This is a genomic window from Pseudoflavonifractor phocaeensis (assembly GCF_038439875.1).
Classification (GTDB): Bacteria; Bacillota; Clostridia; order Oscillospirales; family Oscillospiraceae; genus Vermiculatibacterium.
Genome location: NZ_JBCDMT010000004.1, coordinates 65,123 through 76,651 on the forward strand (window position 1 = coordinate 65,123; position 11,529 = coordinate 76,651).

13 protein-coding genes are annotated in these 11,529 nt (G+C 62.4%); 7 read left to right on the forward strand and 6 right to left on the reverse strand.

What is annotated here, in order from left to right:
* Positions 1–122: 122 nt before the first annotated feature.
* The 7 genes from AAEU42_RS07540 to gltA all read left to right on the forward strand — a co-directional run bounded on the left by AAEU42_RS07540 (position 123) and on the right by gltA (position 6,851).
* On the forward strand, positions 123–1,010 hold the full coding sequence (locus tag AAEU42_RS07540; RefSeq protein ID WP_342232929.1) for a LysR family transcriptional regulator: 888 nt from the start codon (positions 123–125) through the stop codon (positions 1,008–1,010).
* Between the two features lie 105 nt (positions 1,011–1,115).
* On the forward strand, positions 1,116–2,039 hold the full coding sequence (locus AAEU42_RS07545; RefSeq protein ID WP_342232930.1) for an ABC transporter ATP-binding protein: 924 nt from the start codon (positions 1,116–1,118) through the stop codon (positions 2,037–2,039).
* Positions 2,032–2,787 (forward strand): ABC transporter permease, encoded by a 756-nt coding sequence (locus AAEU42_RS07550; protein ID WP_342232931.1) that lies wholly within the window; start codon positions 2,032–2,034, stop codon positions 2,785–2,787. The genes AAEU42_RS07545 and AAEU42_RS07550 overlap by 8 nt, the downstream gene beginning before the upstream one ends.
* Positions 2,787–3,548, forward strand: a complete 762-nt coding sequence (locus AAEU42_RS07555) for an ABC transporter permease (protein ID WP_342232932.1) — start codon at positions 2,787–2,789, stop codon at positions 3,546–3,548. The genes AAEU42_RS07550 and AAEU42_RS07555 overlap by 1 nt, the downstream gene beginning before the upstream one ends.
* A gap of 17 nt (positions 3,549–3,565) precedes the next feature.
* On the forward strand, positions 3,566–4,456 hold the full coding sequence (locus AAEU42_RS07560; protein WP_342232933.1) for a histidine kinase dimerization/phospho-acceptor domain-containing protein: 891 nt from the start codon (positions 3,566–3,568) through the stop codon (positions 4,454–4,456).
* A 132-nt stretch (positions 4,457–4,588) separates the two neighbouring features.
* Complete coding sequence (locus AAEU42_RS07565) at positions 4,589–5,446, forward strand: sulfide/dihydroorotate dehydrogenase-like FAD/NAD-binding protein (RefSeq protein WP_342232934.1); 858 nt, start codon at positions 4,589–4,591, stop codon at positions 5,444–5,446.
* Between the two features lie 13 nt (positions 5,447–5,459).
* Positions 5,460–6,851 carry an NADPH-dependent glutamate synthase gene (gene gltA, locus AAEU42_RS07570; protein WP_342232935.1) on the forward strand — a complete coding sequence of 464 codons (1,392 nt, stop codon included), beginning with the start codon at positions 5,460–5,462 and terminating at the stop codon, positions 6,849–6,851.
* Between the two features lie 27 nt (positions 6,852–6,878).
* Here gltA and AAEU42_RS07575 read toward each other — a convergent pair whose 3' ends face one another.
* The 6 genes from AAEU42_RS07575 to AAEU42_RS07600 all read right to left on the reverse strand — a co-directional run bounded on the left by AAEU42_RS07575 (position 6,879) and on the right by AAEU42_RS07600 (position 11,523).
* Positions 6,879–7,094, reverse strand: a complete 216-nt coding sequence (locus AAEU42_RS07575; protein WP_342232936.1) for a hypothetical protein — start codon at positions 7,092–7,094, stop codon at positions 6,879–6,881.
* 39 nt (positions 7,095–7,133) lie between these two features.
* Positions 7,134–7,331: a hypothetical protein gene (locus tag AAEU42_RS07580; protein WP_342232937.1), complete on the reverse strand. Its 198-nt coding sequence runs from the start codon at positions 7,329–7,331 to the stop codon at positions 7,134–7,136.
* A 62-nt stretch (positions 7,332–7,393) separates the two neighbouring features.
* Complete coding sequence (locus AAEU42_RS07585) at positions 7,394–8,776, reverse strand: MATE family efflux transporter (protein WP_342232938.1); 1,383 nt, start codon at positions 8,774–8,776, stop codon at positions 7,394–7,396.
* A 10-nt stretch (positions 8,777–8,786) separates the two neighbouring features.
* Entirely contained in the window at positions 8,787–9,623 is an 837-nt protein-coding gene (locus AAEU42_RS07590; RefSeq protein WP_342232939.1) for a hypothetical protein, read from the reverse strand.
* A 3-nt stretch (positions 9,624–9,626) separates the two neighbouring features.
* The gene (locus AAEU42_RS07595) at positions 9,627–10,139 is read right to left on the reverse strand and encodes a GNAT family N-acetyltransferase (RefSeq protein WP_342232940.1); all 513 of its coding nucleotides are present in this window, start codon (positions 10,137–10,139) and stop codon (positions 9,627–9,629) included.
* 46 nt (positions 10,140–10,185) lie between these two features.
* Positions 10,186–11,523 carry a 2-hydroxyglutaryl-CoA dehydratase gene (locus AAEU42_RS07600; RefSeq protein WP_342232941.1) on the reverse strand — a complete coding sequence of 446 codons (1,338 nt, stop codon included), beginning with the start codon at positions 11,521–11,523 and terminating at the stop codon, positions 10,186–10,188.
* Positions 11,524–11,529 lie beyond the last annotated feature (6 nt).

Genomic DNA, 11,529 nt, shown 5'->3' on the forward strand with positions numbered 1-11,529 from the left:
CTTGGCGGATTTAGTATAACATGTCAATATTCATGAATCAAATTCATAAATTTTATTATATCGTTGAAAATAATTCAAGTATAAAATTTGGGGCATTTTGACAGAAAGGGGACGGGAGGAGTATGGAGATCCGGCAGCTCAACACCTTTATCCGGGCGGCCCAGCTTCAGAGCTTTTCCAAGGCGGCGGAGAGCTTGGGCTATTCCCAATCGGCGGTGACGGTGCAGATCCGGCGGCTGGAGGAGGAGCTGAACACCCGGCTCTTTGACCGGATGGGGAAGCGGGTGTCCCTCACCGTCCAGGGGGAACAATTCCTCTCCAGCGCCTACGACATCATGTATGAGGTGAACAAGGCCAAGCTGTCGGTTGCCGACGAGAGCGAGATGCACGGACAGCTCCACGTGGGGACCATCGAATCCCTGTGCTTCGCCAAGCTCCCCGCCATCCTGCGCCGTTTCCGGGAATGCCACTCCGGAGTGGCGCTCCAGGTCACCATCGGCTCTCCCGAGGAGCTCATCGAGAAAATGGAGCGGGGGGAGCTGGACCTCATTTACATATTGGACGAGCCCCGGTACAGCAACAACTGGTACAAGCTGATGGAGGAGAAGGAGGAGGTGGTCTTTGTGGCCTCCGCGGAGCTGGAGCTGGAGGGGGAGGGGCCCTTTCCCATGGAAGCGCTCCTGGACAAGCCCTTCTTCCTCACGGAGCGGGAGGCCAACTACCGCCGGGTGTTCGACCGCTATCTGGCCTCCCGGGAGATGGTGGTCACCCCCTTCCTGGAGGTCAGCGACACCGCCTTCATCATCAAGATGCTGGAGGAGACCCGGGCCCTGTCCTTTCTGCCCCGCTTCGCCGTGGAGGAGAGCGTGCGCCAGGGGAAGCTGCGGGAACTGACCGTGGCGGATTTTCACGCCTCCATGTACCGGCAGATCTTTTACCACAAGGATAAGTGGAAGACCCGGGAGATGGACGAGTTCGTCCGCCTGGCGGGCGGAAGTGTCTCCCCCTGAGCGGAGGGAAGGGACGGCTTTAGAGTTTCTTCACCTTCCCTTGAAACTCTCTTGTTGACTTTCCGCTAAAATGAAGTCACAATCAGGAAAGAGAGGTCATGGCACATGGCAGAAAACGTATTGGTGACCCGGGCGCTGACCAAGCGCTACGGTGGAACGTTGGCGGTTGACCACGCCGACATCACCCTGGCCAAGGGGGAAATCTATGGTCTGGTGGGCCGCAACGGGGCGGGAAAGACCACCATCATCCGCATGGCCGCAGCCCAGACCGTTCCCACTGAGGGGGAGGTGGAGCTCTTCGGCGCCACCGGGGAGAAGGAGCTGGAAAAAGCCCGGGCCCGGACGGGGGCCATGGTGGAGATCCCCAGCTTTTACCCCTACCTTACCGCCAGGGAGAACCTGGAATACTACCGCCGCCAGCGGGGCATCGCCGGGGCCCACGCCGTGGAGGACGCCCTGGAGCAGGTGGGGCTGGCGGACACGGGGAAGAAGAAGTTCAAGGCCTTCTCCCTGGGCATGAAGCAGCGGTTGGGGCTGGCCCTGGCGCTGATGAACCGCCCCGACCTGCTGCTGCTGGATGAGCCCATCAACGGGCTGGACCCGGAGGGCATCGTGGAGTTCCGGAACCTCCTCCTGGAGCTGAACCGCCAGTATCAGACCACCATCCTCATCTCCAGCCACATCCTCTCCGAGCTGCAAAACCTGGCCACCTGCTACGGTTTTTTGGACAAGGGCAAGATGCTGGAGCAGATCAGCGCCGCCAAGCTGCGGGAGAAATGCCGGGACTGCCTGGAATTGAAGGTGGATGACGCGCCCCGGGCCGCCGCCCTGCTGGAGCGGGAGCTTGGCCTGCGGGACTTCGAGGTTTTGCCCGGCGGGGCCATCCGGCTCTATGAGGGACTGGAGGAGCCCCAGAAGGTCACGGGGCTGCTGATTGGGCAGGATATTTCCCTTTACGGCATGGAGCACCGGGGGGCCAATCTGGAGGACTACTTCCTGGGCCTGATCGGGGGTGTCCATCATGGGTAAGTATCTGAACGCGGAGCTCTACAAGGTCTGCCACCGGAAGTACCCGCTGGGCTTTTTGGGCATCATCCTGGGCCTGATCACGCTGGTGCTGGTCCTGCTGTGGCAGAACGCGGGGCCCGGCGCCGACTTCGCTTTTATGGCGGGGGCGCTGTCCATGATGCTCTCCGCCGGGCTCTATCTGGTGGTGGCCGTGTGCGACATGGTCTTTTCCGACCAGTACAAGTACAACACTTTGAAGAACGAGGTGTCCTACGGCCTGCCCAGGGCGCGCATCTACCTGGGCAAGCTGCTGTCCACCATCATCGTGGCGGTGGCGCTGTGCGCCGTCATTATAGTATTCTATCTGGGGCTGAATCTGGTCCTCTTTCCCCTGGGAGCGGGGGTGGATGCGGCCCTGGAGACGCTGGGGCAGGCGCTTTTGGTGGCCTTTCCCCTGTGGCTGGGCGGGCTGGGGCTGTTCCACATGCTCCTCTTCGTCATGAGGGGCTCCACCGCCGCCTCCATCGTCTATGTGGTGTTGGTGGCCGTGCTGGGGGGCGGGACCCTGGATCTGTTTGTGCTGTTTATGCCCAAGCTGGAGCCGGTGGTCCGGGTCGTCCGTGTCTGCCTTTTGACCACGCCCTTTGACCGGCTCATCGCAGGGAATACAGACGGGCTGATCGCTTACGCCTGGGTACTGGGGCTGGCCTGGCTGGTCGGGTCCACCGTCGTGGGGCTGCTCACCTTCCGAAAGAGAGAGATCTCCTGATGCTCAACTATATCGCGGCCGAGCTCTATAAGCTCCGCCATAAAAAGGGACTGTACATCGGCACCGGCCTTTTGATCGTGCTGGAGCTGTTCGTGATCCTGCCCCAGATTGGGACCGACCTCGAGGCGGAAATGGCCTACCTCTTTCTGACCGTCTTCCTGCCGGTGGGGCTGTTCATCGCCCCCATCCTGGCGGCCCTGGTCTTCGACGACCAGTACGGACACGGTACGCTGAAAAATGAGGTTATTTACGGTATCCCCCGCAGTCGGATCTATCTGGGGAAGCTGGCCGCCGCCATCCTGGCGGGGACGGTGATCGCGGCGGCGGCTGTGGCGGGCTATCTGGGCCTCTCCACCCTCATCCTGGGCCCCATTGGAGCGGCGGATAAGGAGGCCTTGTCCGCCGCGGTACAGGCGGCGTTCTGCGCCTATCCCCTGTGGCTGGGGTGCCTTTCGTTCACGTTCTTTTTGCTGGTGGCGGTCAAAAGCGCGGCGGGGGCCATGGCCATCGCCTTCTTGACCACCATCTTCGGGACGCCGCTGGCGCTGGTGGCGTCCCAGATGAAGGACAGCCCGTTGGTTTTTCGGCTGGGCACGTTTTTTTACGCGGGGCCCTTCCAGGTCATCTACGGGAACGCGGGGGCGCGGCTGGGCTTTTTGGAGGCACACGCGGGGCTCTACTGCTGGCTCCTGGGCCTGGCCTGGGTGGTAGGCGCCAGCGCCCTGGGGATGCTGGTGCTGCGCCGGCGGGAGATTCGATAGGAAAGGGGAGGGGCGCCATGCTTCTGACCGTGGTTTTAGCCCTTGTCTGCCTGCTCCTTCTGCTCCGGGTGTACGCCCTGGAGCGGAATCTGCGGCAGGGGGCGGCACAGCTTAAACAGCGCAGGGCGGAGGGAGGCGGGGCCCCCCTCCGCCTCGCCGCGCCCAACGGGGCCGCGGAGGAGCTGATGGCGGAGGTGAACGCGCTTCTCCACCTGCGGGAGGACGACCGGGCGGATTTCTGCCGCCGGGAGAAGGCCCTCCGGGAGCAGATCGCCAATGTCTCCCATGACCTGAGGACCCCGTTGACCTCGATCCTGGGGTATCTTCAGCTTTTGGAGGACACGGGGCTCAGCGAGGCCCAGCGCCGGGAGTACCTGGATATCGTGGAGGGCCGGGCCAGGGTGCTTCAGGGCTTAATTACCAGTTTCTATGACCTTTCCCGCCTGGAGGCGGGGGAATACCCCATCGACCGGGAAAAGGTGGACCTGCGGGAGGTCATCAGCGAGCTGCTGGCCGCCTTTTACGCTGATCTGGAGGAAAAGTTCCAGGTGACGGTGGACCTGCCCGAGGACCTGCCCCAGGTGTGGGGGGACCGGGCGGCCCTGGCCCGGGTCTATGCGAATCTTATCCGAAACGCCCTGGAGCATGGCGGGGAGACACTCTCCATCTCCGCCCGGCGGACGGACGCCGGGGTGGAGACCCGTTTTTCCAACGGCGGCGCCGACCTGCGCCCGGAGGCCCTGTCCCATGTCTTTGACCGCTTCTTCACCTCCGACCAGACCCGCTCCGGCCGGAACGCCGGCCTGGGCCTGGCCATTGTGAAGGCTCTGGCGGACAAGATGGAAGGCCGGGCGGAGGCGGAGCTGGCGGACAGGGTATTTACAGTGATCCTGACGTGGAAAGCATAGCGGCGCAAAAGCGGCGGATTTCTTGCAAACAGTAAGAAGTCCGCCGCTTTTCCTTGACATCGGGGCCGGAAACTGATAGAGTTTTACTGATATGTTTTGACCCAAATCAAGGACGAAAGAGGTCTTCTGCAAATGGTAAAGATCGTACGAAAAAAGGTGCTCAACCCCACGGTCACCCTGTTGGAGGTGGAGGCGCCCCTGATCGCGAAGAAGGCCCACGCCGGACAATTCATCATCTTCCGGCTGGACGAGTACGGTGAGCGGGTGCCCCTGACCATTGCCGACTACGACCGGGAGAAGGGGACCGTCACCATCATCTTCCAGAGGGTGGGCCTGTCCACCGAACTGCTGGCCGACCTGAACGAGGGGGACACCATTCTGGACTTCGTAGGTCCCCTGGGCATGCCCACCGAGATCCCGGAGGGGGCCAAGCGGGTGTGCGTCATCGGCGGCGGCGTGGGCTGCGCCATCGCCTATCCCCAGGCTAAGACTCTCCACGCCGAGGGTGTCTCCGTGGACGTCATCGCCGGGTTCCGCTCCAAGGATATCGTCATCCTGGAGGAGGAGTTCCAGGCCGCCAGCGACAACTTCTATCTGATGACAGACGACGGTACATACGGGGAGAAGGGCCTTGTCACCAATAAGCTCCAGGAGCTCATCGACGGCGGGGTGAAGTATGACTGTGTCATCGCCATCGGCCCCATCCCCATGATGAAGTTCGTCTGCAAGACCACTGAGCCATACGGCCTCAAGACCCTGGTCAGCCTGAACCCCCTGATGATCGACGGCACCGGCATGTGCGGCTGCTGCCGGGTCACCGTGGGAGGCAAGGTCCGTTTCGCCTGTGTGGACGGCCCCGACTTCGACGGCCACCAGGTGGATTTTGACGAGCTGATGAACCGCAATGCCGTCTATCGGGAGCGGGAGGCCGAGGAGAAAGAGCGCCACACCTGCCGCCTGGACCAGTTGGGCAAGGCCCTGATCCATTGAGGAGGGAAACGAAATGCCGAATATGAGTTTGACCAAGGTCCCCTCTGAGGAGCAGGAGCCCCTGGTGCGCAACAAAAACTTTTTGGAAGTGACCATGTGCTATACCCCCGAGCAGGCCGTCGAAGAGGCGAGAAGATGTCTTAACTGCAAAAACAAGCCCTGTGTGGACGGCTGCCCGGTGAACGTGCGCATCCCCGAGTTCATCGAGAAGGTGGCCGCCGGGGACTTTAAGGCCGCTTATGAGATCATCTCCGACACCAACGCCCTGCCCTGCGTCTCCGGCCGGGTCTGTCCCCAGGAGAACCAGTGCGAGGAGCGCTGTGTCCGGGGCATCAAGGGGGAGTCTGTGGCCATTGGCCGCCTGGAGCGGTTCGTGGCCGACTGGTATCTGAAAAACTGCAACGTCATGCCGGTAAAGCCCGAGAGCAACGGCATCAAGGTGGCGGTGGTGGGCTCCGGCCCCGCCGGGCTCACCTGCGCCAGTGACCTGGCCAAGCGGGGCTATGAGGTCACCGTGTTCGAGGCCTTCCACACCGCCGGCGGCGTGCTGGTCTACGGCATCCCCGAGTTCCGCCTGCCCAAGGCCATCGTCCAGAGCGAGGTGGACAAGCTGAAAGCCCTGGGCGTGGACCTCCAGCTGGACGTGGTGGTGGGCCGCACCATCACCATCGACGAGCTGATGGACGAGGGCTATAAGGCCGTTTTCGTGGGATCCGGCGCTGGCCTTCCCATGTTCATGGGAATCGAGGGGGAGAGCTTGGCGGGGGTCTATTCAGCCAATGAGTACCTCACCCGGGTCAACCTGATGAAGGCTTATCTGGACGACCACGACACCCCCCTCAAGCGCAGCAGGACTGTGGCTGTGGTGGGCGGCGGCAACGTGGCCATGGACGCCGCCCGCTGCGCCAAGCGGATGGGGGCGGAGAAAGTCTACCTCATGTACCGCCGGGACGAGGAGGAGATGCCCGCCCGCCGGGAGGAAGTGAACCACGCCAAGGAGGAGGATATCGACTTCCGCCTTCTGTGCAACCCCGTACGCATCCTGGGCAACGAAAAGGGGCAGGTCAGCCAGATCGAGTGCGTGCGGATGCGCCTCCAGGCCCCTGACGAGAGCGGCCGCCGCTCCCCCAAGGAGGTGCCCGGCTCCAACTTCTTCCTCAATGTGGACACGGTCATCATGGCCCTGGGCACCAGCCCCAACCCCCTGATCCGTTCCACCACCCCCGGCCTGGAAGCCAACCGGAAGGGCTGTCTCGTGGTGGACGAGGACACCATGCGCACCACCCGGGAGGGCATCTACGCCGGCGGCGACGCCGTCACCGGCGCGGCCACCGTCATCCTGGCCATGGGCGCGGGCAAAACCGCGGCCCAGGCCATCGACGAGTATTTGAGCGAAAAGAACTGAGCAATCGATCAAAAAGCGGAGAAGCCGTCAGGCTTCTCCGCTTTTTTTGTGGGAAGGGTCCAGTTCAGCGGCGGCTTCCGCCGCGGCCGGGCACAGGGCCAGCAGGGCCAGATTGTCGCCCAGGACCTCGAAAAAGGCGGCCAGCAGCCCCATCTGGTCGGGGGTGAGCTGGCGGGACATCTGGATGGAGACCAGAGCGGCCAGCAGGAGCAAAGCGTCACAGTTCGGCCCGCTTTTTCCCATTCACACCACCCCCATCGGCCCATTTTACGCCTTCGGGGGCTAAAAGGTTCGCTTGTGGTCCAGCTCGGAGACCAGGGCGCGCATCTCGTCCCGGCTGCTGACCTGATGAGAGCGGGTGACATAGTGGGCCTTTTCGTCCTTGGGGAGCCGCCCGAAGGCGTCGAGCGCGGCGGGGTCCTGGGCCAGCGCCATGGCGAAGCCCTCAGGCAGCTCGGCGAAGGGGTCGAAACCAGTCATAAAAATCCCTCCTTTCCCGCTTAGTATGAGCGGAAAAGGAGGGAAACAACCGCGGAGAGGGATCAGGCGTCCGCCATCCGGTCGATTTTTTGCAGCCGGAGCCTGCGGTAGAAAAAAACGGCCAGCAGGCAGGAAATAATTTCCGCGGCGGGGAAGCAGAACCACACCAGCGCGGGATCCGTCAAAGCCAGGATGAGGCATACGGGCAGGACAATGACGATCTGACGGGTGAGCCCCAGGATCAGGGCCAGGTTGGGGGAGCCAAGTGCCTGGAAGGCGCCGGAGAAAATGAAGGTGGCCCCGGCGCACAGGAAGGTGATGCTGATGATCCGCAGGGCGAACACACCCGTTTCCATCATTTCCGCCGGCGTGCTGAAAATGGCGAGGAGGGAGGCGGGGAAGAGCTGAAAAATGAGGGTGCCGAGGCCCATGATGACGAGGGCCAGCTTCAAGGCGAAATGAAGGCCCTCCACGATGCGCCGGTGGTGCTTGGCGCCGTAGTTGTAGCTGAGGACTGGGGTCAGGCCGTTGTTGAGCCCAGCCACCGGCATGAACACAAAGGATTGAAGCTTGAAGTAGGCCCCCAGCACGAACACCGGGGCGTCCCCGGCGGCGGCGGTCACCGAGGGGAGGACCAGGATCTTGTTGAGGCCCAGGGTCATGAAGGTGCCGAGGGACTGCATGGCCATAGCGGGCATACCGATGCGGTAGATATCCCGGATCGCGGCCATATCGGGGCGAAATTTCCGAAAGGAGAGCTTCACCACCGGCTTTCGGTGAACCAGGAAAAAGCCGGCGCACATGCCCACCAACTGTCCGAAGACCGTGGCGATGGCGGCCCCCGCCACCCCCATGACGGGGAAGGGGCCCAGGCCAAAGATAAGGATAGGATCCAGCACCAGATTGATGACCGCGCCGATGCCCTGAATGATCATTGGCCCCACAGGCTGGCCGCTTGCCTGGAGCACCCGCTCCCCGGCGAACTGCATGCACATCCCGATGGAACCGCACAGCACGATGGTAAGATACTGCCCGCCGTAGGCCACCACCTGGGGGTCGGAGCTGAAAAAGCCCACGAACCGGGGGCCCAGAGTCACACCCAGCAGCAGGTAGACAAGCCAGGTGAGAAAGTAGACGAAATAGCCGTTTTCCGCCACGGCGCTGGCTTCCTCCGGCCGTTTTTCCCCCAGGCGGCGGGAGAGCATGGCGTTGACGCCCACCCCGGTGCCCACGCAGATGGCGATCATCAGGGATTGGGCGGGGAACACGAAGGAGAGGGCCAGGAACCCTTTGGGATCGGCCAGAGAGACATAGTAGCTGTCTACCATGTTATAGAGGGCCTGGACGAGCATCGAGAGCATCATAGGCCAGGACATATCCACGATGAGCCGCCGGATGGGGGTAGTGCCCAGCTTGTTTTCTTCCAAAAAAGTCAATCCTTTCACGGGCTTGGGGTCAGACGCCGATCATCTCCTCCAGGTGGGGGACTTGCAGGGTGAAGGTTTCGCCGTCGTAGGCCAGCTCAGCCCGGAGGACGGCAAAAATTTTGGGCGTGCCGTCGATGACCGCCCCCACGCCGAAGGCGGCGGCAATGGCGTCGCCGCTGGGGGTGAGCATGGCTACCCCGGAGAAATCCTCCATGGGCGCCGCTTCCGCCTCATGCTCCCGCAGAGAATAAGAGGCGGAGTCGGCGCCGCAGATCAGGGTCACGGTTCCGCCGGTGGAGCGGAAGGACAAGAGTTCTGACAGTTGAGGATTATACACATCTCGGTCATAGGGGTGGAAGGTCCAGCCTCCGGCCTCGTCCCATTCACAAAGGATGAGGTCGCTGCTGCCGCCGGCACGGGACAGGGAAATGATATATTCCTCATCCCCGTCCCCGTCATAATCCCCGGAGGAAAAGGCGCACAGGCCGTTGGAAAAAGAGCCCTCCCGGCGGAAGGCCTCTCCCAGGGTGTCGTCTTTGCGGAGAAGGAACTGGACGCCGTCCCGGCCGTCCCGGGTCACGGCGTAAAGAATAAGCCCCAATTCATCAAATTCCTGAAAGGGGACGTAGTGGGTTTCACCGTCCACATATTCCGGTTCACCGCATCGGGCCGGCAGCTTGTCCGCGTCCACGCCCGTCCACCAGGGGGCCTCCGTTTTCCAGTCCGCCGCCGGAGCGGCCTGGGGCCCTAAGGGAAGGGGAGCGGAAAGCTCCGGCGTCGGCTCCGGGGACTGGGCTGGCTCCTTTGGGCCGGCGCAGCCGGTCAGGAAGGCGAAGACCACCAGCAGGGGGATCAGCTTTTTCATGGCTCACAGTTCCTTTGTATATCTCAAGTCAACGCAGACGGCATCCGGAGGGAAGGGGATGTCGGCGTGGGTGCCGTCCCATGCAAAGCCGTGGGCGGCGTAAAACCGCCGCCCACCCGCATTTTCCCGGAGGACAAAGACGAAGGCCTTTTGATGCCCCGCCGCCTTCAGCTGCCGGAGGGCCTCTTCAAAGAGGATTCCGCCGTAACCCTTGCCCCGCTCCGCCGGGTGGGTGTAGAAGGAGATGATCTCCCCCCAGCCCTGGTAGGCGTCGTTGGGAAAGTCGGAGCCCTCCTTGGTCCCGGCGTTGTAGTTCTCGGTGCGGGCGGGACCGTAGTTGATGCAGGCCACGGGGGTCTCCTCTCTGTAAAGGAGAAGACCGTGACAGCGGCCTGTGGCGTAGTCCTCCTGAAAAAAGCGGACCCAGCGGTCGTCGGTGATTTCCCGGGACATATACTCATCAGGGACGTAGCCCTTGTAGGTATCCCTCCAGCCCAGAGCGTGGATAAGGGACATAGCCGCAAAGTGTTCTTCCTTTACGGCGTCTACAAAACGAAGACCCTCAGGAAGCGGGGACGGGTTGACCATCCTGCGTCTCCTCCTTCTCCTCCGCAGCCTGTTCCTGGCCCTGCTGCGTCTTGGCCAGGGCCCGGGCATTGGCCAGCATCAGCTTGATGCGGTTTTCCTGATTGATCTTGGTGGCGCCGGGGTCGTAGTCGATGGCCACCACGTTGGACCAGGGGTAGTCGTCCTTGATCTTGCGGATCATGCCCTTGCCGACGATGTGGTTGGGCAGGCAGCCGAAGGGCTGGGTGCAGACAATGTTGGGCACGCCGGTATTGATCAGCTCCAGCATCTCGGCGGTGAGGAGCCAGCCCTCGCCCATCTTGTTGCCGTCGCCCAGGTAGCCCTTGATATAGCCGTGCAGGTCCTCGAAGTCGCCGGGGGCCCGGAAGCGGCCGGAGTTCTTGAGGGCGTCGATCATGGCGTGCTGGTACTTCATGACGTACTTCTGGAGCCAGCGGCAGAAGGCCTCCTTGACCCACTTGCCGCCGTAGAGGCCCACGTCCACCTCCCGGTTGTTGATCTTGAAGATGATGAAGTCCACCAGCCCGGGGATCACCGGCTCGGCCCCCTCGGCCAGGAGGAAGTCGGCCAGGTTATTGTTGCCCAGGGGGGCGTATTTGACGTAGATCTCGCCCACGATGCCCACCCGGACCTTCTCCTCCCCAGAGACGGGGACAGCTTTGAAGGCGTCGATGATGCGGTCGAAGTTGGCCACCATGCTTTTGAAGGTCATGCCCTTTCCGGCGTCCATGTCTGCCAGGAGGAAGTCCATGCACTTTTGCACCGTGGCGTCGGTCTCGTTTTTGTTGACCTCATAGGGCCGCACCTGGTTGGCCACGTTCATGATGAGGTCGCCGTAAATGATGGCGTAGACCACCTTCCGCAGGAGGTTCAGACTCAGCTTGAAGCCGGGGTTGGACTCCAGCCCGGAGAGGTTCACCGAGATGACGGGGACGAAGGAGAGCCCCGCCTTCTCCAGAGCCTTGCGCAGAAGATGGATGTAGTTGGAGGCCCGGCATCCGCCGCCGGTCTGGGTGATGACCAGGGCCACCTTGTGGGGGTCGTATCGGCCCGACTGCACCGCGTCAATGAGCTGGCCGATGACCAGGATGGCGGGGTAGCAGGCGTCGTTGTGGACGTATTTCTGTCCGGCGTCGATGACCGGGCGGCCGGTGTTCTCCAGCATCTCCACGTTGTAGCCCTCGCCCCGGATGATGCTCACCAGCATGGCGAAATGGTCGGGGAGCATCTGGGGGACCAGGAGGGTGTACTCCTTCTTCATCTCTTTGGTGAAGAGGAGGCGGCCGGTTTTGTCATAAACAAGTTGTGCCATACTGTC

What these genes read in the sequence shown, in the direction of transcription:
- AAEU42_RS07565 (WP_342232934.1), top strand. Translation starts at nt 4,589, where the DNA reads ATGGTAAAGATCGTACGAAAAAAGGTGCTCAACCCCACGGTCACCCTG.
- AAEU42_RS07575 (WP_342232936.1), bottom strand. Translation starts at nt 7,094, where the DNA reads ATGGGAAAAAGCGGGCCGAACTGTGACGCTTTGCTCCTGCTGGCCGCT.
- AAEU42_RS07590 (WP_342232939.1), bottom strand. Translation starts at nt 9,623, where the DNA reads ATGAAAAAGCTGATCCCCCTGCTGGTGGTCTTCGCCTTCCTGACCGGC.
- AAEU42_RS07600 (WP_342232941.1), bottom strand. Translation starts at nt 11,523, where the DNA reads ATGGCACAACTTGTTTATGACAAAACCGGCCGCCTCCTCTTCACCAAA.
- AAEU42_RS07545 (WP_342232930.1), top strand. Translation starts at nt 1,116, where the DNA reads ATGGCAGAAAACGTATTGGTGACCCGGGCGCTGACCAAGCGCTACGGT.
- AAEU42_RS07595 (WP_342232940.1), bottom strand. Translation starts at nt 10,139, where the DNA reads ATGTCCCTTATCCACGCTCTGGGCTGGAGGGATACCTACAAGGGCTAC.
- AAEU42_RS07580 (WP_342232937.1), bottom strand. Translation starts at nt 7,331, where the DNA reads ATGACTGGTTTCGACCCCTTCGCCGAGCTGCCTGAGGGCTTCGCCATG.
- AAEU42_RS07560 (WP_342232933.1), top strand. Translation starts at nt 3,566, where the DNA reads ATGCTTCTGACCGTGGTTTTAGCCCTTGTCTGCCTGCTCCTTCTGCTC.
- AAEU42_RS07540 (WP_342232929.1), top strand. Translation starts at nt 123, where the DNA reads ATGGAGATCCGGCAGCTCAACACCTTTATCCGGGCGGCCCAGCTTCAG.
- gltA (WP_342232935.1), top strand. Translation starts at nt 5,460, where the DNA reads ATGCCGAATATGAGTTTGACCAAGGTCCCCTCTGAGGAGCAGGAGCCC.
- AAEU42_RS07555 (WP_342232932.1), top strand. Translation starts at nt 2,787, where the DNA reads ATGCTCAACTATATCGCGGCCGAGCTCTATAAGCTCCGCCATAAAAAG.
- AAEU42_RS07550 (WP_342232931.1), top strand. Translation starts at nt 2,032, where the DNA reads ATGGGTAAGTATCTGAACGCGGAGCTCTACAAGGTCTGCCACCGGAAG.